The sequence below is a fragment of the Paenibacillus sp. BR1-192 genome (assembly GCF_029542445.1).
In the GTDB taxonomy this organism is placed as follows: Bacteria; Bacillota; Bacilli; order Paenibacillales; family Paenibacillaceae; genus Paenibacillus_AQ; species Paenibacillus_AQ lautus_A.
In genome coordinates, this window is record NZ_CP120718.1 from 5,787,023 (window position 1) to 5,813,025 (window position 26,003).

General features: G+C 54.1%; 27 protein-coding genes. 8 read left to right on the top strand and 19 right to left on the bottom strand.

The features are described 5' to 3' along the window. Positions 1-32: 32 nt before the first annotated feature. The 4 genes from P0X86_RS26125 to cobD all read right to left on the bottom strand — a co-directional run bounded on the left by P0X86_RS26125 (position 33) and on the right by cobD (position 3,673). Positions 33-767, bottom strand: a complete 735-nt coding sequence (locus tag P0X86_RS26125; RefSeq protein ID WP_277746815.1) for a histidine phosphatase family protein — start codon at positions 765-767, stop codon at positions 33-35. Beyond that, positions 758-1,735: an adenosylcobinamide-phosphate synthase CbiB gene (cbiB, locus tag P0X86_RS26130; RefSeq protein ID WP_277746816.1), complete on the bottom strand. Its 978-nt coding sequence runs from the start codon at positions 1,733-1,735 to the stop codon at positions 758-760. The genes P0X86_RS26125 and cbiB overlap by 10 nt, the downstream gene beginning before the upstream one ends. Further along, positions 1,732-2,466, bottom strand: coding sequence for an adenosylcobinamide amidohydrolase (locus P0X86_RS26135; RefSeq protein ID WP_277746817.1), 735 nt, complete (start codon positions 2,464-2,466; stop codon positions 1,732-1,734). The genes cbiB and P0X86_RS26135 overlap by 4 nt, the downstream gene beginning before the upstream one ends. Before the next feature lie 82 nt (positions 2,467-2,548). Then, positions 2,549-3,673 (bottom strand): threonine-phosphate decarboxylase CobD, encoded by a 1,125-nt coding sequence (gene cobD / locus P0X86_RS26140; RefSeq protein ID WP_213579648.1) that lies wholly within the window; start codon positions 3,671-3,673, stop codon positions 2,549-2,551. Positions 3,674-3,848: 175 nt separating this feature from the next. Between cobD and lplA the strand changes: the two genes are divergently transcribed. Further along, positions 3,849-4,850 (top strand): lipoate--protein ligase, encoded by a 1,002-nt coding sequence (gene lplA / locus P0X86_RS26145; protein WP_015737189.1) that lies wholly within the window; start codon positions 3,849-3,851, stop codon positions 4,848-4,850. An 89-nt stretch (positions 4,851-4,939) separates the two neighbouring features. Here the strand turns inward: lplA and P0X86_RS26150 are convergent, their stop codons facing one another. Then, on the bottom strand, positions 4,940-5,650 hold the full coding sequence (locus tag P0X86_RS26150) for a metal-dependent hydrolase (RefSeq protein WP_015737190.1): 711 nt from the start codon (positions 5,648-5,650) through the stop codon (positions 4,940-4,942). 287 nt (positions 5,651-5,937) lie between these two features. Here P0X86_RS26150 and P0X86_RS26155 point away from each other — a divergent pair, with 287 nt between their 5' ends. Both P0X86_RS26155 and P0X86_RS26160 read left to right on the top strand, forming a co-directional pair. Next, positions 5,938-6,840 (top strand): DMT family transporter, encoded by a 903-nt coding sequence (locus P0X86_RS26155; protein ID WP_277746818.1) that lies wholly within the window; start codon positions 5,938-5,940, stop codon positions 6,838-6,840. 39 nt (positions 6,841-6,879) lie between these two features. After that, positions 6,880-7,686, top strand: coding sequence for a Cof-type HAD-IIB family hydrolase (locus tag P0X86_RS26160; RefSeq protein ID WP_009589265.1), 807 nt, complete (start codon positions 6,880-6,882; stop codon positions 7,684-7,686). A 130-nt stretch (positions 7,687-7,816) separates the two neighbouring features. Here P0X86_RS26160 and P0X86_RS26165 read toward each other — a convergent pair whose 3' ends face one another. Then, entirely contained in the window at positions 7,817-8,578 is a 762-nt protein-coding gene (locus P0X86_RS26165) for a TioE family transcriptional regulator (RefSeq protein ID WP_277746819.1), read from the bottom strand. Between the two features lie 221 nt (positions 8,579-8,799). On the opposite strand from P0X86_RS26165, the gene P0X86_RS26170 reads away from it, so the two are divergent. Beyond that, complete coding sequence (locus P0X86_RS26170; protein WP_277746820.1) at positions 8,800-9,210, top strand: GNAT family protein; 411 nt, start codon at positions 8,800-8,802, stop codon at positions 9,208-9,210. Positions 9,211-9,323: 113 nt separating this feature from the next. On the opposite strand, the gene P0X86_RS26175 is transcribed toward P0X86_RS26170, so the two are convergent. From P0X86_RS26175 to P0X86_RS26190, 4 genes are all read right to left on the bottom strand, one after another. After that, positions 9,324-10,109, bottom strand: coding sequence for an MBL fold metallo-hydrolase (locus P0X86_RS26175; protein ID WP_277746821.1), 786 nt, complete (start codon positions 10,107-10,109; stop codon positions 9,324-9,326). Between the two features lie 151 nt (positions 10,110-10,260). Further along, complete coding sequence (locus P0X86_RS26180) at positions 10,261-10,497, bottom strand: hypothetical protein (protein WP_009589256.1); 237 nt, start codon at positions 10,495-10,497, stop codon at positions 10,261-10,263. Then, positions 10,494-11,522, bottom strand: a complete 1,029-nt coding sequence (locus P0X86_RS26185; protein ID WP_015737196.1) for a TIR domain-containing protein — start codon at positions 11,520-11,522, stop codon at positions 10,494-10,496. Before P0X86_RS26185 ends, P0X86_RS26180 begins: the two co-directional genes overlap by 4 nt. A gap of 112 nt (positions 11,523-11,634) precedes the next feature. Next, entirely contained in the window at positions 11,635-12,879 is a 1,245-nt protein-coding gene (locus P0X86_RS26190) for a serpin family protein (protein WP_277746822.1), read from the bottom strand. A gap of 222 nt (positions 12,880-13,101) precedes the next feature. Between P0X86_RS26190 and P0X86_RS26195 the strand changes: the two genes are divergently transcribed. Further along, positions 13,102-13,668: a GNAT family N-acetyltransferase gene (locus P0X86_RS26195; protein ID WP_192570719.1), complete on the top strand. Its 567-nt coding sequence runs from the start codon at positions 13,102-13,104 to the stop codon at positions 13,666-13,668. 229 nt (positions 13,669-13,897) lie between these two features. On the opposite strand, the gene P0X86_RS26200 is transcribed toward P0X86_RS26195, so the two are convergent. Genes P0X86_RS26200 through cysT form a run of 4 tightly spaced genes read right to left on the bottom strand, consistent with a single transcriptional unit; the run spans position 13,898 to position 17,662 of the window. Next, positions 13,898-14,956, bottom strand: coding sequence for a sulfate ABC transporter substrate-binding protein (locus P0X86_RS26200; protein ID WP_096776469.1), 1,059 nt, complete (start codon positions 14,954-14,956; stop codon positions 13,898-13,900). Between the two features lie 30 nt (positions 14,957-14,986). After that, the gene (locus P0X86_RS26205) at positions 14,987-16,051 is read right to left on the bottom strand and encodes a sulfate/molybdate ABC transporter ATP-binding protein (RefSeq protein ID WP_015737200.1); all 1,065 of its coding nucleotides are present in this window, start codon (positions 16,049-16,051) and stop codon (positions 14,987-14,989) included. A 1-nt stretch (position 16,052) separates the two neighbouring features. Next, the gene (locus tag P0X86_RS26210) at positions 16,053-16,850 is read right to left on the bottom strand and encodes a sulfate ABC transporter permease subunit (protein ID WP_096776470.1); all 798 of its coding nucleotides are present in this window, start codon (positions 16,848-16,850) and stop codon (positions 16,053-16,055) included. Beyond that, a complete protein-coding gene (gene cysT, locus P0X86_RS26215; RefSeq protein ID WP_036662786.1) occupies positions 16,847-17,662 on the bottom strand; it encodes a sulfate ABC transporter permease subunit CysT in 816 nt (271 codons plus the stop codon). The genes P0X86_RS26210 and cysT overlap by 4 nt, the downstream gene beginning before the upstream one ends. A 189-nt stretch (positions 17,663-17,851) precedes the next feature. Here cysT and P0X86_RS26220 point away from each other — a divergent pair, with 189 nt between their 5' ends. After that, the gene (locus P0X86_RS26220; RefSeq protein ID WP_015737203.1) at positions 17,852-18,253 is read left to right on the top strand and encodes a secondary thiamine-phosphate synthase enzyme YjbQ; all 402 of its coding nucleotides are present in this window, start codon (positions 17,852-17,854) and stop codon (positions 18,251-18,253) included. Between the two features lie 178 nt (positions 18,254-18,431). Here the strand turns inward: P0X86_RS26220 and P0X86_RS26225 are convergent, their stop codons facing one another. From P0X86_RS26225 to P0X86_RS26235, 3 genes are all read right to left on the bottom strand, one after another. Then, on the bottom strand, positions 18,432-19,025 hold the full coding sequence (locus P0X86_RS26225) for a TetR/AcrR family transcriptional regulator (RefSeq protein WP_015737204.1): 594 nt from the start codon (positions 19,023-19,025) through the stop codon (positions 18,432-18,434). Between the two features lie 6 nt (positions 19,026-19,031). Continuing rightward, positions 19,032-19,664, bottom strand: coding sequence for a YigZ family protein (locus P0X86_RS26230; RefSeq protein ID WP_009589243.1), 633 nt, complete (start codon positions 19,662-19,664; stop codon positions 19,032-19,034). 106 nt (positions 19,665-19,770) lie between these two features. Beyond that, on the bottom strand, positions 19,771-21,126 hold the full coding sequence (locus P0X86_RS26235) for a glucose-6-phosphate isomerase (protein WP_009589268.1): 1,356 nt from the start codon (positions 21,124-21,126) through the stop codon (positions 19,771-19,773). 197 nt (positions 21,127-21,323) lie between these two features. On the opposite strand from P0X86_RS26235, the gene P0X86_RS26240 reads away from it, so the two are divergent. Beyond that, positions 21,324-22,220, top strand: coding sequence for an NAD(P)-dependent oxidoreductase (locus P0X86_RS26240; RefSeq protein ID WP_277746823.1), 897 nt, complete (start codon positions 21,324-21,326; stop codon positions 22,218-22,220). 163 nt (positions 22,221-22,383) lie between these two features. Then, complete coding sequence (locus P0X86_RS26245) at positions 22,384-23,310, top strand: copper amine oxidase N-terminal domain-containing protein (protein ID WP_277746824.1); 927 nt, start codon at positions 22,384-22,386, stop codon at positions 23,308-23,310. 121 nt (positions 23,311-23,431) lie between these two features. Here the strand turns inward: P0X86_RS26245 and ppnP are convergent, their stop codons facing one another. Both ppnP and tkt read right to left on the bottom strand, forming a co-directional pair. After that, positions 23,432-23,749: a pyrimidine/purine nucleoside phosphorylase gene (gene ppnP / locus P0X86_RS26250; protein ID WP_015737208.1), complete on the bottom strand. Its 318-nt coding sequence runs from the start codon at positions 23,747-23,749 to the stop codon at positions 23,432-23,434. A gap of 101 nt (positions 23,750-23,850) precedes the next feature. After that, the gene (gene tkt / locus P0X86_RS26255) at positions 23,851-25,872 is read right to left on the bottom strand and encodes a transketolase (RefSeq protein ID WP_090909014.1); all 2,022 of its coding nucleotides are present in this window, start codon (positions 25,870-25,872) and stop codon (positions 23,851-23,853) included. Positions 25,873-26,003 lie beyond the last annotated feature (131 nt).

The following is a 26,003-nucleotide window of genomic DNA, read 5'->3' on the forward strand; positions in this document are numbered from 1 at the left end:
GCCTATTCCGACCGAAATCATACGTTTTCGTTTTATTCGCTTAACCGTACGCCCCGCCAGCTCGCTCCGTCCCATGTCAGCTGCAGCTTGAGAACCTCGCCCGGCATAACCGACGTCGCCCAGAATTCCGTATCCGGCACGGTAGCCGCTGCCATCTCCCGAATAACGCCGCCGTGGGTGACCACAAGCACGTCAACTCCTTCAGCGAGCGTTCCTCGGCCATCATCACCACGCCTGGCCTCTGCCTCTGCCTCTGCCTGCGAAAGGGGATCCGGAGCTTCCTCCATATGCAATAATTCCTTCACATCCAAATGCAATCCCGACAAAAAGGCCTGGACGCGGGAACCGAAAGCTTCCCAGCTCTCCCCGCTGGGCGGCGTAACTTCCGCAGGGTTATCGATCCAGCGCCGGTAGAGGGAATCCGTCTTCAACTCCTCGTAGGTCTTTCCTTCCCAATCCCCGAAATCCAGTTCGCGCAGCCGCGGGTCATATCGTACGCCCGGCATAAACTGGCCCAATATGTCATCATCAGGAACAGCACCCCTTTTTGAATCCGATAAGATCACATTGAGCGTCTGCCGGCAGCGGAGGAGATCGCTGCAATAGATCCGGACAAAATGCCTGCAGCGAAGTTCCTCCCGCAGCGGGAGGAGCTGTTCCCTTCCCTCAGCCAGAATTCCCTGATCCTCATGGCCGAGATAACGGCGCTCCTCGTTCCACAACGTGCGGCCGTGACGCACCAGATGCAGGCTGATCCTCATATCCATAGGCTTCCTCCTGCCGCGGCAGCAAGTCCGATCACCGCGGTGCCCAGCATCGTAAACAAAACCGATACGCCCACAAGCAGACGGTTTGTCACCCGGATATCCTCCGCTTCGAGCGGTCGGTCGGGGTCCCCCATGTAAGCCCGGAACGAGATCACGCCTTGGTACGAATTTTCGCCTCCCAGGCGAATCCCCAGGGCACCGGCTACGGCCGATTCCGGGAAGCCGCTGTTCGGACTGGGATGCTTACGCGCATCTCGTTTAACCATCTTGATCGCTTGTTTCCACTGCAGCGAGAACATCGCCGCCGCGATGGTCAACAGCCCGGCGGTCAGGCGTGCCGGTATCCAATTGGCGAGATCGTCGAGCCGGGCGGAGGCCCAGCCTACATGCAGGTACTTCTCGTTTTTATAACCGACCATGGAATCCAGCGTATTCACGGCGCGGTAGGCCAACGCAAGCGGCGCCCCTCCGATCAGGGCAAAAAACAGCGGAGCGATGACCGCGTCCACGATATTTTCCGCAACCGTCTCCACCGTCCCCCGCACAATTTCCCGCTCATCCAGATGAGCGGTGTCCCTCCCGACCACCATGCTGAGCGCTTGCCTGGCCTCGGCGATATTCCCGGAACGAAGATGGCCGTAGACCTCCAATCCTGCCTCGCGCAGCCCCTTGATCGCAATCGTAGTCGCAATGAGGACGATCTCCGCACCCCAGGCAAGCCAAGGATGAATCGCTTGGCACAGCTCCAGCAGCAGCCATGCCAGCACGAAGGAGCCGCCGGCCACGATCACCGGCAGCAATATCCCCGCCCGCTTCAGTCCCTGAGCGGAAGTCGTCCGCTGGCGAATCCATCCTTCGACCCGGCGGATCGCCTTCCCCATGCCGATAACGGGATGCGGCAGCCATCTCGGATCTCCGATCAGCAGGTCCAGCGCCACCGCCGCCCATATGACCCATACGGCGGTCATATCCGATCTTCTCTTTCGGCGGCGATGCTCTCCGTGACGCTGTCGTAGACAAGACGTCCGATCATGCCGCCCAGATCGGTCGCGGTTCCGGCATAATGATGGTTCACGCCAAAGGCTGTATTGCCGCTGACCGCAAGGACCATCGCATCCGTCGTCGTCCCCGTGGCGGCGGCTCCGGTTTCATGATCCTTCACCCCCAGGTCATGCAGCGCCGCGGCTTTCGCTTCGGCTGCCGTCAGCATGGCGTTCACCATGCAAGCCGGCGTCAGCCTTCCGTCCACCACCAGCACGACATTAATCGTGCCAGGCTGGTAAGCCGCGAAGGTCGTGCGTCTCGACCCGGCGCGGGCAGCATTGCCCACGCCCGCGGTAGTACAGCATAGAACGGAAGCTTGCTCGCCCCGAGCCTCCCGAATGGAGGCATATTTCAGTTTTACCGCCGTCATCAATCCTGCCGTGGAATCGGCCGGATAGCCGTGCCCAGCCATAAAGCTAACCATATCGTTTATCGGATCGCTGCAATCGTAATGCTTGTCGACATAACGGTTCACGATATGGTCCAAATGCAGAAAACCGCCACCGTATATGGCGCTGCTTATGGACGCAGCCGGACTCGGAAGCGAGATCCGAATATGCGGATGCTGCTGCTCCGAATCCAAGGACACGATGGCTCCTGGCCATGCATCCGAGTTATATGGACGATTGCTGCCTTTCAGAAAAGGTACTGCCATGTTTTTTTCTCTCCCTGCTCCTTAAATATCTGAACCAACTGTACCTGTAGCGTTCTTCATATGGATCTGCTGCTAGAAATCCCTAAGTCGCGTCAGCAGAAGGATTTCCAAGGACCTCCGCGGTTATCGCCAGCAGTCTGTCGTTAGATCCGGCATCCTTAACGGCTAACCGGATGTGGCGCTCACCGAGGCCCGGGTACATGGCGCAGCTGCGGACGAGCACGCCCCGCCTGCCCATTTCCTGCTGGAACGTCCCTGCATTCCAAGGCCGCGGAAGCTCCATCAGCAGAAAATTGGCCTCCCCCGGCGTAACGTCAAGCCCCAGCGCTCGTAAACCATGTATCAGCTTCTCGCGTTCCACGCGAATCAATTGCAGCGTGTCCAGTTCATATTCCCTGCCGCTGCCAAGACAAGCCTCTCCCGCAAGCAGCGCCAGTCCATTGACGCTCCACGTCACCTGTTTGCCTGCCATGGCGCGTATCACGTCGGGGTGGGCAACCGTAAACCCGAGCCGCAGGCCCGGTATCGCATAAAACTTGGTCATCGACCGGACAATGATCGTCCGCGGATAGTCCTGCAGTTCCGGCATCAACGTCTGTCTGTCCTCCGGCGGAATGAAATCGATGAAGGCCTCATCCAGCACCAGCCAGGTCCCTTCTTGCTCAGCGCATGCCGCCAGCTCGCGAATATCCTCCAGGCTGTACTGAACCCCGTTCGGATTGTTCGGCTGTCCCACAAATACGAGATCCGTGCAGGCGATCAGCTCCATCATATCCGCCTTGTCCGCACGCCAATCCCGCTCCGGCTCCCCGCACACGGAGCGGATGTCCGAACCAAATTTCAAGGACAATTCCCGGTATTCGGAAAAACAAGGATCGACCACGCCGACCGTTCGGGGCTGCAGGCCCAGCAGCAGCAGTGCCATGCATTCTGCAGCTCCATTTCCGACAAGAATGCACCGGGCATCGGTGTCCAATTCCTCTGCAAGCAGCCTCTTGAATTCGCGGTGCCCCGGATCCGGATAACGAATCACCGCGCTCATCCCTTCCTCTAACGCTGCCATGACCCCTTGGGGCGGTCCTAGCGGGTTAATATTCGCGCTGTAATCCAGAAAAGCCGAGGCTGCCCTTCCATATGCAGCCGCCGCCGTCTCCACGTCCCCGCCGTGTCCGTACACCTCGATCAAAGGTTGGTTATTATCGCTCATAAGGGTTCCTCCCGTTCCATGCCCATGGCTCTTGCAAGCCCTGCCGTTATGTAATGCCATCATTATGTCGCTACCGTCCCTGACTCGTCAACATGGAATGCTTTGTCTCTGCCTTCAAATTGGTTTACAATAGTCTGGAAGCACCACATTTTGAATTGTGACGACGGAGGATGCTATGCTATTTATCGATAATCAGGGGATTCACGACCCATCCATCAACCTAGCAATTGAAGAATATGCGCTTAAGCACTTGTCCATGGACGAGAGCTACCTTCTCTTTTATATCAACAAGCCTTCCATCATCATCGGAAAGCATCAGAATACGATCGAAGAGATCAACCAGGAATACGTTCGCGACAACAACATCCAGGTTGTGCGCCGGCTGTCCGGCGGCGGAGCCGTGTACCACGATCTCGGCAACCTGAATTTCAGCTTCATTACGAAGGACGACGGCCAGTCGTTCCACAACTTCCTGAAGTTCACGCAGCCGGTCATCGACTTCCTGCAAAAGATGGGCGTGCCAGCCGAGCTCAGCGGCCGGAATGACCTGCAGGTCGGCGAGAAGAAAATTTCGGGGAACGCTCAGTTCTCGACGCGGGGACGCATGTTCAGCCACGGCACGCTCATGTTCGATCTGAATCTGGATGACGTGCAGGCCTCGCTGAATGCCAATCCGGAAAAGTTCAAATCCAAGAGCACCAAGTCCGTGCGCAGCCGCGTAGCGAACATCAAGGAGCTGCTTGGCACCGACATGACCATTGAACAGTTCCGCGCGGAGCTGCTTCGCTCGATCTTCGGGATGGAACCGGATCAAGTACCGCAATACGTGCTTCAGGAGAAGGATTGGGAGATCATCAACCAGATTTCGAAGGAACGCTACCAGAATTGGGATTGGAACTACGGGCTGTCCCCTGAGAGCAACGTAAAGCATGCGAGGAAGTTCCCGGTGGGCATCATCGATATCCGCATGGATATCCGTGAAGGGCATATCGGAGAGATTAAAATTTACGGCGATTTCTTCGGCGTCGGCGATGTTGCGGATATCGAGAATCTGCTTCGCGGCAAACGGTACGAAGAAACGGCGGTGCGCACCGCGCTATCCGGCATCGACGTCAAGCATTACTTCGGCAACCTCGAGCTCGACGATCTGATCGGCCTCATCTTTCTTGAGGAATAGATCCGGCTGAAATCTAAATAAGCCTCTCGCCCCGTATGCATTGCATAAGGGCGGGAGGCTTTTTCATTGTAAAACTGCATATCCCGGATTTAAGAAGCCATAAACACGTACCAAACAAGGGCCAGCGTCAGCACAATGCAGGCATTCTCTACCGTGCGTCCCCATTTGCTTCCGGTGCTCATGATCTTCAGCTTGATTCTCCATTTGAACGGAGGAAGCGGACGGATTCCGCGGTTGGTCAGCGCATCTGCGAGCAAATGAATCGAGTAGGATAAACCGCCGGCAAACCATAGGCTTTCCCCGCCGATCTTGCCCTGTGACGCAAAATACAGCAAGCCCGTCCATCCGGCTGCGGCATAGACGGTATGGGTTAACCCCCGATGGGTCACCAAGGAGCCTGCAATCAGCACGCTGCCTGCGATCGTATTCCATGGGCTGAAGCCCTGCCCGAAGGAAATCAGTCCCAAGCCGATCAGGAACATGACGACATGGCGCAGCGTCCGGCTCGGCAGGTACGAAACAACCCCGATCAGCCCGGCCAGGGCGATATTCCAAGGCGCATACTCCTTGCCGTAGAATACGACGAATATGGCGGCGCCAATCATCGCCAGCTGTAGAATTCGCAGCAGCCCGGAAGGAATCGCCTTGCGCACCAGCAGGGAGTTGGGCTCGTCGATGTCGGGAAGCAGCGAGCTGACCAAAGCCACTGCCGCGGCAGGCAGCGTGACAGGCACTCCGCTCATGCCCATGACGGATAACGTGACCCCTGTGCTGATAATCAAATGAGCTCTGCCCATCATGATGACATTCTTCCTTTCTAAGCTCAATGCTGACTATGGAATCGATGGATCGCTTGCCGATCTCCACGTCCGATAGCCCAGGGTCATGAGAATATACGTTCGGTTCATTAGTATAGCAAAATCATCCTCTTTTTGTCTACCCCTTCCACTTTTGCAGGCTTAAAAATGGTTGTCCGATCCGCTCATATGGGATACAATTTGATCACTTGCCCATGGCTTACGCCCGGGGACGAAAGTACGGGAAGCTGCAATTTGAGTTTCGCATCATCGGAAAGGATGACTACCTAGTGAATCGCTCACGTATCGCCGACATCAGCCTGCTTCTGGTGGCCATGATGTGGGGCTCCACGTTCCTCATCGTTCAGTATGCGGTGCGCGTCCTCCCGCCTATGGCCTTTAATTCGGCCCGCTTTCTGGGAGCGGCCCTGCTCCTCGCATTGATCATCACCCTCTTTTACCGGAATCAGTGGAAGCTAATATCCGGCAGGATGCTGCTGCATGCTTGCCTGCTCGGTCTTTTTTTGTTTATCGGCTATGCCTTTCAAACGGTGGGCCTTCTGTACACGACCACGTCCAATGCAGGTTTCATTACCGGCTTGTCCGTCGTGCTGGTGCCTTTCATATCGTACGCGCTGTTAAAGCACTCCATCTCCAGATTCACTTGGATCAGCGCCTTGCTTGCTGCAGCGGGCCTGTACCTGCTCACCTTCGCCGGATCCGGCATGAGCCTGAACAAGGGCGATGTGCTCGTATTCGTTTGCGCCATCGGTTTTGCGCTCCATATCGGTTATACGGGCGTTTATGCCGGCCGATATCCCTCCCTGCTGCTGGCAGCGCTCCAGATGGCCGTCGTTGGGGTATTCAGCCTGATAGCTTCCGCTTTAACCGAACATGTGGGCCATGCAGCGGATCTGATGGAGAAGCTGACCGAGCCGAACGTGCTGTGGGCGCTCGCTGTATCCATCGGCCCTACCAGCGCATTCGCCTTCTGGATCCAAACCGTCTGCCAAAAATACACGACGCCGTCCAGGGTAGCCATCATCTATGCAACGGAGCCCGTATTCGCGGCACTGACGGGAATTCTGTTTGCCGGAGAACGGCTTACGCTTTTCGGCGGCATCGGTTGCCTGTGCATTTTGGCGGGAATGGTGATTGCGGAATTGAAGTCTGCGCCACAGAAGGTACAATAGAGTTAAAGACAGAGACAGAATCAAAAAGGAGAGATACCCATGACAACTTACAAATTGATGGCCATCGACATTGACGACACCCTGATCAATGACGATAAGGAAGTAACCCCAGGCGTCCAGCAGGCGCTTGAGCAAGCGGTCGCCCACGGCGTCGTCGTGACGCTGGCAACCGGACGTGCCTATGCGTCAGCCCAGGCGATTGCCCGTCAAACCGGACTCAACGTTCCCATCATCACCTACCAAGGTGCCTTGATCAAAAACCTGCTCGACGAAAAGGTTCTCTACGAACGCTTCGTTCCCGTCGACGCTGCCGTAAAGCTGTTTGAATACTGCGTGGAGCACAATCTGCATCTGCAAACCTACATCGATGACAAGCTGTATGCCCGCGAAGAGAATCAGAAGCTGATCGATTACTGCGCCCTGAACCGGACGCCTTATTATATCGAGCCTGATTTTATGACGATGGTTCGGAAACCGACACCGAAAATGCTCATTATTGACGATCCCGACTATCTCGATGAACTGATCCCTATATTCCGCGAGCTGCTCGGCGATGAAGTGCATATTACCAAATCCAAGCCGCATTTTCTGGAGTTCATGCATAAGGAAGGCACGAAGGGACATGCGCTGACCTTCCTGGCCGATCATTTTGGCTGCGACCTCAAGGAAACCATCGCTGTCGGCGACTCCTGGAACGACCACGAAATGCTGGAGGCAGCCGGACTTGGCGTCGCTATGGGCAATTCGATCGAGCCGCTTAAGGCGATTGCCGATTACGTTACGTTGGGGAATAACGAAGACGGCGTGAAGCATGTCATTGATAAATTCGTGCTCAACCAAGGTTAATACGAAAAATAACTAGCTGCGCAAACAAGCCTCCATGATATCCATGGGGGCTTGTTCCTGTCCATAAACCGGGCCAATGCGGCGCCCAAACCGTTTCCTTGGGAAGCGCAAGGCCGCCGCGACCTGTCGATCATTCCCGATCCGGGTTAAATGTTAGAATCGGCTTCAGAAGAGCCGCATCGTCGAACTCCAGCAAGCCTACCTCCATGCACAGCTCCATCAGCTTATGAATGCCGTTGAATTGCTGCAGATTTCGTTGATGAATGACCGACAACGCTTCGCGGACCAATTTTTTGGCCTGCTCAATGCTCTGATGCTCCACGGCCTGAATAATCTCCTTGATGCTCTCCAGGTAATATACGGTCCGTCTCAGCGAGCGAATCAGCAAAATCTGCCGGACATGCGAGGGGCTGTACAGCCGATATCCATTCTCGGGGTTGCGATCGGGAGTGATCAAGCCTTCCTTCTCCCAGTGACGAATGGCGGACGACTCCACGTTGGTCAATTCGGCAGCTTCGCCGATTGTCATATGCGCCTTCAGCTTTTTATCCCTGATGCTGTCAAGCCCGGGATTCTCAAGCAGGGCAAGCGTTTCGTCCGCAATGGTCTTTTCCTGCTGCAGTTTGACCTGCTCCCCGTTCACGAGCCAGAGGGCTTCATCCATCTCCCTCTTCTGGATATGGCGAATCACATCATAGGTTACGGCATAACCGAACCCGGGGAACATGGCCCGCAGACACCGGAAGTAGGCGAGATGCATCTTCGTGTATAGACGGTACCCCTTCTCGTTCCGCTCAGGTGAGGGCACCACTCCCCAAGATTCGTAATGCCTTAAAGCACTCGTACTGATATGCAGCTCTTTGGCGATGTCTTGCGGCTTGTAGTAATGCATGCCGTCCCCTCCCCGACCACGATTGAGAACCTACTTTACCAGAATCGCGGGCCATTGGCAAACCTTAAATTAAAACATTAAAGTGCTCAGATAAGGTTTGTGCAGCATCAACAAGAGTGCTGGCGAATTCGCCGCCCGGCAGCTTCCCACTTGCATCAATGTAGTATATTGGTTGGTGTAGAGGCAAGTTGAACGTATTCTTAACAGCGGGAGGCTGATCAATGATGAATATGCACATAACCGAGGAAGTTCCACAGCTTAAGGAATATATCGATCTCCGATTCGATGCAGGGCTGCCTGAGGTCGAGGAATCGATCGCAGAGACGGCTCTCAACCGCAGCCTGCTCTCCGTCCTTGTCCGGGACGGCAATGACCGGCTGATCGGTATGGGAAGGGTGATCGGCGACGGCGCTTTGTATTTTCAACTGGTAGATGTTATGGCCACGGCATCCTATCGGGATCAAGGGCTTGAAGAAACGATCGTGTCCGAACTGCTCGCCCGCCTAAAAAAAATAGCGCCAAGCGGAGCCGAGGTCACCGTCATCACGGACGTTCCCGGAATCAAGCTGTATCAACACGCCGGCTTCAAGCTGCTGTACCCTGAACGATACGGTATGGCCGGAGCTGTGTGAGAGATATCCCAGCAAGCGGCTTAAAACGGCAATCCTGCCGCATCTTCACGTTAAAGGTCTCCGCACGGGGGCCGTCGGTCCGCACACATGGCTGGATTAACTACTCCATATTTTCATTTATTTAATCTCACCGTCATCCCTGCCACCGCCACACGGACTCCCTCCGGCAGAGGCAGCTCTTTCCGAACGTCGACGTCATGCGACATATGGGTATACACCGTTTGGCGAGGTTTCACCTCGGCGAGCAGCTCTGCCGCTTCCTTCATGTCATAGACGGAGCGGGTCTCGAATTGGGCGGTTTCATGAACAAAGCTGGTTCCCAGCACCAGGAGATCCACGCCTTTCAGCGGCTCCTTTTCCTTCGGGCTGAGATCAATCGAATCCGAATTGTACACCCAGGTGTACCCGTCCTTCTGGAACCGGTAGGCGTAGGAGTACCCGTTTTTGCCATGGTTTACTTTCCAGCACGAAATCTCCCAGCCAGCCAATGTAAATCCATCATCGACTGGCGTCATCTCCATCTGCCGCGGAAGCCACGGATACTGGCGGACAATCTGGTCCAGCACCTCGGCTGGGGCGTATAGCTGGCCTTTTTCCCTCTGCCATCTGCAGGCATCGCTCCATTCCGGAAGGCCTCCGATATGATCAAAGTGGGCGTGCGTAATCAGCATGTCGCTCATTTTCCGAATTCCGAGCCCCTCCATCATGCCGCGCCAATCCGGACCGCAGTCGATCATAAAGGACGTTTCGCCGCACTCCACCATCGCCGAGGAGCGCAATCGCCGGTTCACGCCCGTACTCCTCGCTTCCGTGCATACCCCGCAATCGCAATATACCCGCGGGACGCCCATCGCATCCCCGGTTCCCAGAAAAGTTAATGTATCTCCGCTCACACGCATCCCCCATTTTTATGTATTGATTCCTTCACGGTTAAGCAAACCTTGTCCCTTTATTGTATTAGCGCACGAAGAAAAAAACAAAGACCGCCGGGCTCATCCCGGACGGTCTTTCGTCATTCCTGCCATACGATACGTTTATGATAGCAATTCATTAAGCAAACGAGGGCTTATTATCGTCAACAGCTCCGCTGATGACCTTGACGTACTTCTTATCCACGCCTTCCACGGAAGGACCGACATATACACTGCTCTTGCTTGAGCGTCTGACCGAGCGCTTCCGGGATTTCAGCGTACTCATCATCGGTACGGGCCCCCGAACCACCCAGCTGCTGCCATTGGCGGACCCCTGCGGATGACCTGACGTTCTCTTCTTCTCATTCCTGCTCACGACGAATCCCCTCCAACTAAATGCCTGATGGTACGAAGCAGCTCACGATTCTGTTCCACAACCTCCGCGAGATCTTCATCCGTAAGAATCTCATGTCCCGTAAAATGCACGGACAATACATGATTTACACCTAAAGGATAGCAGAACACATACACCTGCGCAACTTCCTCTTCGTGATAAAATGCCCATTTTCCACTATTATAGACATCAATCACGTAAATCGACTGGTTGCTTGGCGAATGATCCTTTTTCCCATCGAACGGGAAATACCGTCCTTTACCTACATTACCCCCAATTTGGGCAATGCCTTCATCCCTTCGTCCCCAAAAGGCTGCGCCGGTCACCCGGAAATCCCCTGCAGCCGGCGGGAGCAAGGAGTTTCGGACGGCTTCACTCAGTGCATGATATTTTTCCGCTTCATCGCTCACATGCACGTTTCGGTTATATTCCCAGAAAAAATGCAGCACGCTTTGCTTGCGTCTCAGCTCCGCATCCTTCTGTTCAATCAATGTACTCGGGTTGTTATAGAATCCTTCGGTTTCGATCGCGCTCAGAATATGTCCGCAGGCGACATCGACGGCAGATTTGTAATCATCGTCGCTTCGAAGCTCGTATTCGAGCAGCGTAATGCCCTGCAGGTCGGAGAGTAGGTGATAATCCTTAACGATCACGTCTTGAACTGAACTGCTGTCTGCCTCTACCTGATCCGGAATGATGCAGTATACCCTTCGCCGTCCGAGCCTTCCCCAGTACAGCCCCATCTCAAACAACGTGTTGTCGCGGGTAACAAATACATGTTTGCCTCGAATGAGCGCCACATCATCCGGAGAAAAGACGAACACACCAAAATCACTGGACGCCAGCTGCTTCTCCAAAGCTTCCATCGTATACATATTCGCTCCGAACGTACCTCCGTACCAAGGCGTCACTTGGGCGGAGCGTTTGATCTGTTCGTGGATCGCCCTTGCATACTTGATGGCCTCTCTGGAAGAACCTATGAATAAATTCGGCTTCGGTATGGTCATAGGCACATCCTATTCTCCCTTTGTTATACATTTTAGTCTTATTCGACCATTATAACAAAGTTGCCTATTTTTGGGTGAAAATTATGGCAGGCGCATGTTGGTATAGTATATGCTACGGTTTCAAAACAGACCCCATAAATAACCATGCACCCGTGTCCCGATCTTCAATGGCAAAGAAAAAAGGGCGGTTGATCTTCATGGCGATCGGCTCGGTAGGCTCGGCGCTTTCCGTTATTCCCACCGCTGTCACAGCTGCGGCCTTTGTCCCTTTTTCGCTGACATCGACTATCGTCTGGTGTGTGACATGATCGATCCAAAATCCATCTCCTTGTTCGGCCATTTTGCTAAAATCAGCCTCGGCGGCGTCGAATGCCTTGACCATGCCAAGGCTCTTAAGGGCATCCGGAAGCTCGAAGCTCTGCTCCGCCTTAAACTTGGGCAGACTGAGCTGAACCGTTTCGAACGAGTAATCGCCTTTCCAGACGGACGCATCCTTCCACAGCTGCCGATGCAGCTTATCGATCGTGGAGGATTCCTTCGGCAGGATGACCAGCATGTGCATGCGGCCATCTCCATATGGAATGCGGATGGCCTGCCAGGACTCTCCTTCTTTATAGCTGTATCTATCTTCCCTCTTCATCATCGGAACTTGTTGAGTGGTGCCGTCAGATAGCGTAAATTCTTCATCCACGGTATTTGCCGGATCAAATTCATCCGTCCACCCGCCGTTGAAATATATGGCATTGATCAGGACCGCAACGCCGCCTGGCGGCTCATGATATATCTTAGGGATCATGCCGCTGGTTTTGTCTTTCACCCATTGGTTAATTGCATGCATCGCGTCCTCCTGCTGAAGGTCCGTCTCCCTGACCTCCGCGCCGTAACTGTCCTTTACGGCTTCCGCATAAGCCTCCTTCAGCTTAAGACCTGGCCGGTGCCAAACGGAATTGGCCACGTTCAGCACGACGCCGCCTCCGTTCTCCAGCAAGGAGCGCAGCTGGCGGTTGCCTTCATTGATGCCTGCATCTTTCATGCCCCTCCAGCCCAGCATATCGGCCATCTCGGCAGCCGTATCGCCCGCGGTCCCGTTATAAGCCAGTGCCAAGGCCTGCGTGATGCTGTATGGAGAAATAATCAGGTTATCGCTCGTGTACTCAGGGTTATCCGATAACGCCTGGTGCAACCGTAAACCAAAATCATTCTGCGCTTTCACCATGCCGGCATCCACCTTGCCTAATACCTCTTTGCGTTCCTGCGCCGACAATTCCTTCACATTGGTCTGCTTATGCGCAATGCCCTGCGATTCCCCCGGCTGGATCCCGCTGTCCTGAGCGCAGGCGGTAAGCCCAACAAGCAAGCATAGGCCTGTGAGTATCTTTTTTTCCGCATCACCCTTGTCCCCCTTCAATGCCAGATTTTTGATCTATCTGCTATTGACGGAATCGACACTCCTAATGTTTCATATAAAGGATCATTTATCCAAATTCAGTTGGCAATCCACTTCATCACCGCTACAATGAATAGATGAGTTCCAGCAACATACCTAAAAGACATGCAGAGCGAAAGGAATTTTCTACATATGCAAAAAATCCGTCTTGAAGGCAGCAAAGTGACGCTGCGATCCAGGAAACCCGAGGATACCCCTGTTCTATATAATCTGATCTATGGCACGAAGAACCCGGAATGGAAAAAATACGACGCCCCTTATTTCCCGCTCAAGCAGATTTCCTACGAAATTTTTGAAACGCAGTGGAATGCCGACTTCGAAACCGATCAATTTCCGAGCGATCTGCTCATCGAAGCCGAGGGCACAACGATTGGCATCGTCACGTTCTATTGGGAGCATGAGGCCTCGCGCTGGCTGGAAGCCGGCATCCTGATTTATGACCCGGGCCGTTGGAGCGGCGGGTACGGTACGGAAGCACTGTCGTTGTGGGTGGATTGCCTGTTCCAAAACCTCACCATCGCCCGTGTCGGCATTACGACCTGGTCCGGCAATCCGCGAATGATGCGCTGTGCGGAAAAGGTGGGCATGCAGCTCGAAGGCCGTATGCGAAAGTGCCGGTATTACGACGGCGTCTATTACGACTCCATTCGCATGGGCATTCTGCGAGAAGAATGGGAAGCGCGCAAAGCAACCGTATAGAGCAAGATGGTACGGAATAATCCGTATACGTGGCATATTTGCAAAAATAGGAGGCGTCATTCAGACGAATGCTAATGTTCGTTCTGTACGTACAAATAAGCGAGCCGTTCAGGATATCCTGAACGGCTCGCTTTATCTTTTTTTGTCGCCGACGGGCCATGGATGATACGCAACTCAGCACGCGACGACCCCTCATGAACCTATCAATCGCTCCATATACCACCGAGCATCACAGCCCTGCCAGCACCTGATACCAAACCCCTCGCTTCGAATACAGCGTCTCGCGCACCTGGTCCCATCCGCCCAGATACTCGATGTCGAACAGCCCCGGCGGGTTGGCAAACCGCTCCTTCGTCTGTTCATGCACCGATTCCTCGACGGGACGGAAGCCATGCTTCACGAAGATGTTCTGCGCCTCCGGCGTACGCAAGTACTCCACAAAAGCCGCCGATACATCCTCAGTGCCGTGTTTCTTCGCAAACCGCTCCACGACTGCGGCTGGATTCTCGATCAGCATCGTATGCTGCGGTACAACAATGTCATACTGGACGCCTTGGGCAATCCGGGCTAGCAGCTCGTTCTCATACGTAACGATCACATCCCCGACCCCATATTCAAAAGCCGCCATCGAAGCCCGCCCGCTTTTATCGAGCGACTCCACATTGCGGTGAACCGCTTCAAGGAAGGCTTTCGCTTCGGCAGGATCACGCTTTCCATTCTCTTCCGATTGTTTCAGGCCGGCGCCGTAAATCGCGTTGATGTCCCACTGCGCCCCGCCCGAGGTCTTCGGATTCGGATACAGCACCTTGACGTCCGATCGGGTCAGATCGTCAAAATCCCGTATCCCTTTCGGGTTACCTGCGCGGGTACCGAGAACGACAATCGAGCGTGTCACCATGCCGTTATAAGGCTGGGATTTCCACTCCTTGTCGACGAGCCCTGCCCTGACGAGTTTATCGACATCCCCTTCCATGGCAAGCAGCGTGACGTCAGCCTCAAACCCGCCCGTAATGGCGCGCGCCTGTGTTCCGGAAGCCTCGTAGGATTCCTGAAAACGAATGGTTTCACCCGTCTGTGCCTTCCACTCGGCTTGAAAAGCGGGGATAATCTCGGACAAGGCATCCCTAGCTACGCTGTACGCGCCCAGCACGATCGTTCGCTCGCCCGGCTGCGACATCGCATCTTCATTGACGGGCTGATCATCGGCACATCCTGCGATAAGCAAACTGAAGAGAAGCGCCATGCCCACTTGCAGGAATGAGGTTCGTTTCATATTCAAGATCCGCATGAATCCACTTCCCTTCGTTATTTAGAATCATCAGATCATAATCGGCATCGGATCGACCTTCAGGCGATTTTCCTCGATCCAGCTGTGCTCGTCGTTAAAGAGGTATGCCCGGTGAACGAGGACGCGGACCTCTTGGCCCGGCTGCAGCGTTTCCTTCTCCAGCGACCGGTAAGTGATCAGTTTATGTCCCTTGACCTCCACCTCCACGAGCCACTCGCTGCCGCGGAAATGCAGATGGCGGACGATCCCCGTCTCCGTGGCGGACAGCACGCTGAAATCATGCTCGCTTCCAATCTCGATATATTCCGGGCGAATTAATGCGCGCGTCGCATTCTTGTTAGCCGCTGCCTCAAATCCCTTCAGTTCGGCAGCGCTTGAAATCACGGTGGACTCGCCTATGAAGGAAGCGACAAACGGCGTCTTCGGCTCCTTGTAAATATCCCACGGCGTTCCCTTCTGCTCGACGCGCCCCTGATTAATGATCATGATTTCGTCCGCGACTTCAATCGCCTCATCCTGGTCATGCGTAACAAAAATCGACGTGATGCCGACCCGCTCGATCAGCTCGCGAAGCCAGGAGCGCAGCTCTTGGCGGATCTTCGCATCGATGGCGGCGAACGGTTCATCCAATAAGAGCAGCTGCGGCTCGGGCGCAAGCGCTCTGGCAAAGGCTACGCGCTGGCGCTGTCCGCCCGATAACTGGTGCGGATAACGGCTCTCGAAGCCTTTCAAGCCCGTCAGTTCCACCAGCTCCATCACCCGGTCTTTGATTTTGGCCTTAGCGGCCTTCTTCACCTTCAAGCCGAAAGCGATGTTGTCAAACACGGTCATATGCTTAAACAAGGCATAGTTCTGGAACACAAAGCCGATGCCGCGCTCCTGCGGCGGCAGGTCATTGACCACTTGGCCATGAAAGGAGATTTGTCCGGAATCCGGATTCTCAAGCCCGGCCAGCATGCGCAGGATGGAGGTTTTACCGCCTCCGCTGGGCCCCAGAAGCCCGATCAGATGTCCCTTTTCAATCTCGAAGCTGACATTCTTGACGGCGTGAAACGTACCGAAATGCTTGTTCAGATCGCGAACTTCCACATGCATATCAATGCACATCCTTTCTTTTTTTGGCCCATTCCATCAGCAGCAAGAGACCTACGGAGAAGGCGGCCAGTACCAGCGCCACTCCATTCGCCGCAGCCACGTTGAAATTCTCCACGTCCTGATACACAAGCGTCGTCGCCGTCTGGGTTTTGTTCATGATGTTGCCGGAGACCACCAGCACGGCGCCGAACTCGCCCAATGAACGGGCTACCGTGAGCACCAGGCCGTATACGACGGCCCACCGGATGGAAGGCCACGTTACTTTCACGAACGTGGTCCACCCGTAAGCCCCAAGCGTCGCGGCCGCCTGCTCCTGATCGTTTCCGATCTCCTGCAGGACGGGCATGACCTCGCGAACCATCAGCGGGAACGTGACGAAGAGCGTCGCAATCACCATGCCGGGGAACGCATACACCACCTTAAACCCGATCCCTTCAAAAAAACCGCCGATGATGCTGTCGGGTCCCAGCAGCAGCACAATCATCAAACCGCCGATGACCGGCGAAACAGCGTAAGGCAGGTCGACAATGCTGTTCAGAATGCCCTTGAGCTTTCGGCTGAGCCAATTTGCCCGCACCAGATACAGCGCCATCATGATGCCAAACAACGCATTCAAAAAAGTAACGAATACCACAATCAGACCCGTCATCATCAGGGCATGCAGGGCTTCCGGCCTGAGCAGCCCCTCCGCAAACCCGTCCAGCCCCTTATCGAACGCACCGATCGCAATTCGGGACAGGGGAATGATCAGCAGGATGATAAATACGGCATACGTAAGTCCGATCCATAATCGTTTCAAGCTCGTCTCCCCCTCTGCTGCACGGCATTGATCACCCAGAGGATCATGAAGGAGAGCGTAAGAAGCAGAATCGATACGGCAGCCGCTCCGGCCGGATTATCGCTCTCCACCTCGCCAAAAATAAATACCGATGCGATCAGCGTCCTGCCCGGAATGTTGCCGGCAACCAGGACGACGGCGCCGAATTCAGCCAATGCCCTAGAGAAGGCCAGCATCCCTCCGCTGATGATTCCCGGCAGCATCGACGGCAGGATGACTTTAAAAAAGGTTCTCGTTCTGGAAGCGCCCATCGTATATGCGGCCTCTTCCTCCAGCGGATCCAGCTCTTCCAGCAGCGGCTGAACCGCCCGGATTACAAACGGGAACGTGACAAACAGCATGGCGACCACGATCGCCGGCTGATGGAACACGATTTCAAAGCCGAGCTTCTCCGCCAGGCCTCCAAGCAAGCTCCCCGGCCCAAGCAGCAGCAAAATCATCAAGCCGCCAACGGCCGTCGGCAGCGCAAAAGGCAGATCCACCAGACTGTTCAGCAGCGTCCTTCCCGGAAATCGATACCGTATGAGCACCCAAGCAATCATCGTTCCGATAAGCACGTTGATGAAAGTAGAGATTAGGCCCAGTTTAATGGTAAGCAGCACGGCCTTCCAGGCGATCGGATCCATTACGCTTTCCGCAAAATGGCCCCATCCCGCAGAGAATGATTGCACATACACCCCAAAGATCGGCAGTACGATCAAGGCAAGAAAATAAAGCAGTACGGTGCTTCGAAAACCCCAAGTCCAACCTTTATGACGAATCCATGTTGTCATCTCGTATCCCTCCCGCCTCCGGATGGCATTCCGGTCGACTCCTCCACAAACCATCTTTATATTTCCTATTTGTATACTTGGTTTTACTTTACACATACTTTACCAAAAGCTGAATCCGATCGTCAATCCATCTTTTGCACTTTATCGGGTAAAATAAAAGAAATGGAAAAAGTTGAGGAGGTTATTGAAATGCTGTATACCGGTGAATTGGCTACGCAAGGACGCGATGAGATGAGGGATATTACAAGGGAGATTCACTCTTTCGTGAAACAAAGCGGAGTCCAGCAAGGAACGGTCCTGATTTATTGTCCGCATACGACGGCGGGAATCGCCATCAACGAAAACGCCGATCCCGATGTGAAACGGGACGTGCTGATGTCTTTGGATGAGGTCTATCCATGGAATCATCCCAAGTATCGCCATGCGGAGGGCAACACGGCCTCCCACCTTAAATCGATCACCTGCGGCCCTTCGCAGACCGTGATCATTCAGAACGGGCACCTGCTTCTTGGACGTTGGCAGGGGATTTACTTCTGCGAATTCGACGGACCGAGGCAGCGACAATATCATGTGAAGATCATGGAAGGATAAAACCGGGAACGGATGCCGACAGTCAAGCGAATGAAATGAAAGCACAAAAAGCAGACAGGTGCATGCAAGGGAGCGCGGACCTGTCTGTTTTATGGTTCATTAGGTGATTGACGTTTCAACGCTAGGCCGTTGTAACGGATTGAAGTGCCAAGCTGCGCGTCTTGGCAGCATGTAAACATCAGACCCTGCTGTACAGACTCCGGCATAACACTTTGATATGGGTAAGAGCGGCTGGTTTAATCTCATCAAAACCGATTCTGTCCTGAATATAATACGATATAAATCCATGCAGCGACAAAAACAAAGTCAGCGGAACGGTTCGCCGTTCTTCCTCACTGTAGTTCTCCTCCAGCAAATACTGACGGACCAGCATAGCAAACATTTCAAAACAGCGTCCCTGCTCAGAGCGACAGTAGGACAGCAGCTCTTCGTCCCGAATCATGAACATGATTTCGTACTGGTAAGGATTATCCAGACCGAAACGAACGAATTCCAGCATCAGCTGCTCCAGCTTCGATACCCCGTCACAGGGAGGCTTTACCGAGACCTCCAACAGCAAATCATTTAGATCATTAAAGTCCTTCATGACAATGGCGTAGAATAGCTCCGCCTTTTCCTTAAAGTGATAATACAAGGAGCCGTGGCTATAACCCAAATGCTGCCCGATGCTTCGCATCGAAATGGCCCTGTATCCTTTGGTTATGAACAAATGCCTGGCTGCTTCCAGTATCCGCTCTCTCGACAACTCGCGTTCGACTGCTCTTCTTGCCATATTATTTTATTCCCCTTCAATAAAATAAAGCCGCTCTCCCTCCGTGATCAAGGACTGCCCCTGTGTCAAATCCACCATCCAAGTCATAAAGCTCTCCGCATCACCATCGAGCGGCAAGCAGGTCAAAGTCACCGTGTCGGCAAAGTTTGTCTCTCCCATGCGTACGTTCCGGTTACGAAGCTCGTTCTCCACCTTACCCAGCCAGGTATAATCCAGCTCCACGAAAATCTCCCGGTGAAGAACCCTTGTAATCGGTTCGCCTGACTCGATCGCAGCCACGGCTCCGTCGGTGTACGCCCGGATTAATCCGCCCGCACCCAGCATAATGCCGCCAAAATAACGCGTGACCACGATAGCTACATTCTTCCGCCCCTGATTGCGGATCACTTCGAGAATCGGCTTGCCGGCCGTTCCGCTCGGTTCCCCGTCATCCGATTGCTTCTGAATCTCATCCCGCTCGCCAATCATGTAAGCGGAACAATTGTGCGTAGCATTCCAATGTTTTTTCTTGATCTCTTCAATAAAAGCGACGGCTTCCTCTTCGGTCTCTACCGGCATCACATGCCCGATGAAACGCGATTTCTTGATGACGATCTCCTTGGAGCCCGCCTGACGTACCGTTTTGTAACGATCCAGCATGAAACAACAACCACCTCTATATTGCCAAGAAAGCAGTCCACGGCAATGATATGCCAGCGGACTGCTTCCTTCAGCGTCTTACGTCTAATCCAATGAAAGTGTCGGGTTATTCGGAAAGTCTAGCTTCCAATTCGGCCTTCTCTTTCTCGTACCCAGGTTTGCCGAGCAGCGCGAACATATTTTTCTTGTACGCCTCTACGCCCGGTTGGTCAAACGGGTTGACACCCAACAGATAGCCGCTGATACCGCAGGCCTTTTCGAAAAAGTATACCAGATATCCGAACGAATAGGGAGTGAAATCTGGAATTGTCACAATCAAATTCGGAACTTGTCCGTCTGTATGGGCCAGCATCGTGCCTTGGAACGCCTTTTTGTTGACAAAATCCAATGTTTTCCCGGTCAGGAAGTTCAACCCGTCCAGATCGTCCGGATCCGATTCGATCGTAATATGCTCGGATACGTTCTCCACCTGAATGACGGTTTCGAAGATGTTGCGGCTGCCTTCCTGGATGAACTGACCCATGGAGTGCAGATCGGTAGAGAAATCGACGGATGCCGGGTAGATCCCCTTGTAATCCTTCCCTTCGCTCTCGCCGTACAGCTGCTTCCACCACTCCGATACAAAATGCAGGGAAGGCTCGTAGTTCACCAGGATCTCGATGCCTTTGCCTTTACGGTAAAGCGCGTTGCGAACCGCTGCGTATTGGTAAGCTTCGTTCTCGGCAACGTTCGGGCTGCTGTACTCCTTGGAGGCGTCAGCCGCGCCCTGCATCATCTCTTCGATGTTGATGCCTGCCGTCGCGATCGGAAGCAGACCTACTGCAGTCAGCACGGAATAACGTCCGCCCACGTCGTCAGGAATGATAAAGGACTCGTAGCCTTCCTCGGTTGCCAGCTTCTTGAGGGCGCCCTTCGCTTGATCCGTCGTAGCGTAAATGCGTTTGCGCGCTTCTTCCTTGCCGTATTTCTTCTCCAGCTCCGCACGGAAAATACGGAAAGCGATAGCCGGCTCCGTCGTTGTGCCGGATTTGGAGATGACGTTGACGGAGAAGTCTTTGCCTTCGATCAATTGAAGCAGATGCGAGACATACGTGGAGCTGATGTTGTTGCCCGCAAAGTAAATTTCCGGCGTCTTGCGCTGGTCCTTCGACAGCTCGTTATAGAACGAATGCGACAGCATTTCGATGGCCGCGCGCGCGCCCAGGTAGGAGCCTCCGATTCCGATTACGATCAGAACGTCCGAGTCGCTTTGGATTTTGGCGGCCGCTTTCTGGATGCGGGAGAATTCCTCTTTATCGTACTGAGTCGGCAGGTCGATCCAGCCCAAATAATCGGAGCCGGCTCCCGTACCGTTATGTAACTGTTCATGAGCTGTGCGGATCGGCTCAGCGAAATAATCAACTTCGTGCTGATTGACAAAGGTCAGTGCTTTACTGTAATCAAACTTGATTTTTTTAGACATGCCTTAAACCTCCTGTGAATTTAGAAATAGGATACTTTAATTTAATAAAGACCGCAAGTTTCACGGGCCAACTGTCATCTATTCTTCATGCGCGGGACTCCTTCCCGCTTCCATTCCCTGCAAAGACTGGCTTCGTTTCGGGAACCCGTGCTAAGATAGAGTGGATCAGGAATCCATAATCGAAGGTGATATAGACTATGAAAAAAATCGGGTTTATCGGACTGGGCACCATGGGAGCTCCCATGGCCTCCAATCTGCTGAAGCAGGATTACGATGTGACGGTATATAACCGCACCCACGAGAAATGCCGTCCGCTCGCCGAACAGGGAGCCTCCATCGCGGAGACGCCTCGGGAAGCGGCCGAAGGGCAAGATCTTGTCATTACGATGGTAAGCAACGACCAATCCATCCGGGATGTATTCTACGGAGAGAACGGCCTGCTTGGCTCCCTGACGAGCGGGATGACCGTCATTGACTGCAGCACGGTCTCCGAAAGCCTGGTTAAGGAAATTGCCTCCGCCGTTTCCGGCCTCGGCGCTTCCTTCCTGGATGCCCCGGTAACCGGCAGCAAGCCTGCAGCGATTGATGGCACCTTGGTCTTCATGGTTGGCGGTGATGCCGCCGTCATCGAAGCGCAAGCCGACGTTTTTGACACCTTGGGCAAAAAGGTCATTCACATGGGGCCTAACGGAAGCGGCGCCGTGGCCAAGCTCGCGCACAATACGATTGTGGGCATTAACAACCTGGCGCTGGCCGAAGGCTTCGCCATCGCCGCGAAATCAGGCATACCGGCAGACAACTTCCTGGAGCTCGTGCAGCTGGGATCGGCCGGCAGCAAAGCGGCGGAGCTGAAGGGACGCAAAATCATCGAAGGCGATTTCAGCAACCAGTTCTCGCTGGCGCTCATGCTCAAAGATCTGAAGTTGGCCTCTTCGCTCACCGATGGCATCGGGATGCCGTCGCCTATGCTGAACCTGGCCAAGAGCCTGTTTCAAGCCGGTGCCAGCGAAGGCTATGGCGATGAGGATCTCTCCGCCGTCGTGAAGTGCTATGAGGCTTGGATCGGCCAGAAGATCGGCGGCCAGCAGCCATAATACCAGACAAGCCATGCATCTATAACGGCTCCTTCTTTTTAGTTTTCGGTTCATCCGGACTAGGAGGAAGGAGCTATTTTTTTGGCCATTCCATCATTTTCCCCTCGGCAAGAAACTTTTTGCGTTTCACTTCCGTCTACTATGCAAAGGGAGGAATTACAACATGAAATGGACCAAACGATTAAGAGCAATGGCAGCCGCTGTCGTACTAACCGCTGTTCTGGCCCCTGCAATAGCCGTTTCGCCAGCTTCTGCAGCAGTTAAACCATCCGCGACCATTAACAACGTAACCGCAAGCGGCGACGTGCTGATCAGGCAGGGCACCACCTTTGTTACCCTTACCGATCTCAAGCCTCTGGGGAACTACGTCATGAAGTACGACAACCAGAAGAAACAGGTGACCATTCAAGGCGATAACCGAACGGTGATTCTCGCGGCCGGAAGCACCAGCATGGAAGTGAACGGCGTTAAGAAGGCGCTCCCTGCAGCCCCGCTGCTGCATAACGGCAAGACCTTGATTCCCCTAAGGGCCGTAGCCCAAGCCTTCGATGCCAGCGTCTATTGGAACGGCTCTTTAAAAACAGCCCATATCAATAAGGCAGATCCCGATATCATCGCAGACTTAAAGAGCTCCGATCTGGCCACCGCCAGGAACGCTGCAGCCAAGCTTCCTTATACATCCGAATTGAAGAAACCTGAGCTGGACATGCTGCCCGTGGAAATGCAGGGCGTGGACTATTATTTTCCCAAAGGCCAATCCCAACGCTTTTTCCTGGTAGATAACGATATCGCCAGCTATTTCGAAATCCGCGGCGGCGTCAAATATTTGAAATGGCAGGGCAAGCTGGATTATTCCGCCAAGGCACCGGCAAACCAAAAGCTGTTCTTCCTGCCTGCGTTGAAAGCGGAGATCGGCGAACAGCCGGATACCGGCAATTGGACCCTTGCCAACTTCGTATTCCGCTACCCTTCCGGCGTCACCAGCTACCGCCTGCTCGATCGCGGCCAAGAATGGGGCGAAGGATACGTAGAGCTTGACAACCGGGCTCCCGGATATAAAGGCGAGATCGTGACGATCCCCGAGGAATAAGTCCATTATATCAACCGCCGTTAACGGCCTGCGTTGACATCCGGCATTGACAGTAAAGGCTCAGAGCCATCGGCTTTGAGCCTTTTTGGCATATTCACTGCTTTAGGCGCCGCTTGTCCTGCTACATCGTCGGATAAGAGCAGCAATAATCCGTCACGGTGCGGATTTCCAGCTTGAAGCTTGAATTGCCCGGCACGTTAAAGGTCGCGGGCTCTTGAATCTCCAACCACTCTTGCTCCCCGGGCAGCAGAACACGCAAATCGCCGGACAGGATTTCCATAATTTCAGGGCCATCCGTGCCGAATTCATAGCTTCCCGGCAGCATGATGCCGAGCGTGACCTTTTCCCCATTCTCCAGCAGCACCGTGCGGCTGGTTACCTTCCCCTCATAGTACACATTGGCTGCTTTCGTGACGGTCGCATTCTTGAATTGAGACATCGACAACTCTCCTCCTCCAAAATATGTATGGCTTGATATATGGACGGCACCCGCATGATGCGGGTGCCGGAAAATCAATATGGAGTTAAATCAGGGTGTTGTTACAGCAAACCTTTTACGCGGCTAACCACGTTCTCAACGGTAAATCCGTACTCGGCAATGACGCGGTCGCCAGGAGCGGAAGCGCCAAACGTGTTGATGCCGAGAATGTCGCCTTTGTCGCCCACGTAACGCTCCCATCCGAACGGATGAGCCATTTCAATGGCAAGACGGGCTTTAACGTCAGGAAGCAACACGGAATCTTTGTAAGCCTGATCCTGGCTGTCGAACAGATCCCAGCTTGGCATGCTGATGACGCGTACGGCAATGCCTTCTTCAGCCAATGCCGCTTGTGCTTTAACGGCAAGCTGAACCTCGGAACCCGTTGCAATGATTTGAGCCTGCACGTTTCCGTCTTTCGCGTCGGAAACAACATAAGCTCCGCGTTTGATGCCTTCACGCGCATGGTCCGCCGTGCCAGCGAGGATCGGCAGATTTTGACGAGTCAGCACCAAGGCTACCGGACGATCCGTGTTCTCAACCGCATAAGCCCATGCAGCGGAAGTCTCATTCGCATCTGCCGGACGGATAACGGTCACGCCTGGAATGATGCGCAGGGAAGCCAATTGCTCGATCGGCTCATGCGTAGGGCCGTCTTCGCCGACAGCGATGCTGTCGTGTGTCAGCACATACGTAACCGGCAGCTTCATGATCGCAGCCAGACGAATGGCCGGACGCAGATAATCGGTAAATACGAAGAACGTACCGCCGAAAATTTTCAATCCGCCATGGAGAGCGATACCGTTCATCGCGCCAGCCATCGCAAATTCGCGAACGCCATAATACACGTTGCGGCCTTCATAGCTCTCCGCGGTGAAAGATGCCAGGTCGTTCAAGTGAGTCATGGTGGAGCTTTCCAGGTCAGCCGATCCGCCAAGCAGCTGCGGTACGCCTGCCGTCAAACCGTTCAGCGCTTTACCGGAAGCCACGCGAGTGGAAACCGCTTTGTCGTCCGCGCTGTATTTCGGAAGGTCTTTGTCCCATCCTTCAGCCAATTCGCCGGATTCGCCGCGCTCGAATTGCGCAGCCAGCTCTGGGTAAGCCTCTTTGTATTTCGCGAACTGGTCCACCCACGCTTGATATGCAGCAATGCCGCGTTCTTTCACTTTGCCGAAATGCTCGCGCACTTCCTCCGGCACGTAGAAGTCCTCTTCATATACCCATTTATAGAATTCCTTGGTCAGCTTCGCTTCGTCGGCTCCGAGCGGAGAACCGTGCGTACCGCCATGGCCGCCTTTACCTTGTTTGTTCGGGCTGCCGTAACCGATGACCGTCTTCACTTCGATCAGCGTCGGGCGGTTCGAATCGCCTTTCGCTTCCTCGATCGCTTTCTCGATCGCAGGCAGATCGTTGCCGTCTTCTACGCGCAGCACTTGCCAGCCATATGCTTCAAAACGCTTCGCCACGTTCTCGGAGAAGGCCAGGTTCAGCTCGCCGTCAAGGGAGATATCGTTGGAATCGTACAGCATGATCAATTTGCCAAGCTTCAGGTGACCTGCCAGGGAAGCCGCCTCGGAAGCCACGCCCTCCATCATGTCGCCGTCGCCGCAAATCGCGTACGTATAGTGATCCACCACGTTGAAGCCGTCTTTATTGTAAGTCGCGCCCAAGTGAGCCTCGGCCATTGCCATACCTACAGCCATGGCCACGCCTTGTCCGAGCGGACCTGTCGTTGCATCAACGCCGGCCGTGTGGCCGAATTCCGGGTGCCCCGGGGTTTTGCTTCCCCATTGACGGAACTGTTTCAGGTCCTCAATGGACAAGTCATAGCCGCTCAGGTGGAGCAGACTGTAGAGCAGCATGGAGCCATGTCCTGCAGACAAGACGAAACGGTCGCGGTTAATCCACGCCGGCTGGTCCGGGTTATGATTCATCGTCTTCGCGAACAGCTGGTAGCCCATAGGCGCGGATCCCATCGGCATGCCCGGATGACCGGAGTTGGCTTTTTCGATCGCGTCGATCGCCAATGTCCGGATCGTTGCGATGGACAGGTTGTCGATCGTTTGGTTATGTTCAGTTGTCATGATTCGTCCTCCTCAAATCTTTTCCATAGTAAGCTTCGAAAATGAAGGCTTCTTACGTCCCTCCAGCCCCGATTCGCTTGGTATCAGAGCAGTTAGGAATGTTGAGAATATCATTTTGACTCTTATTGTAT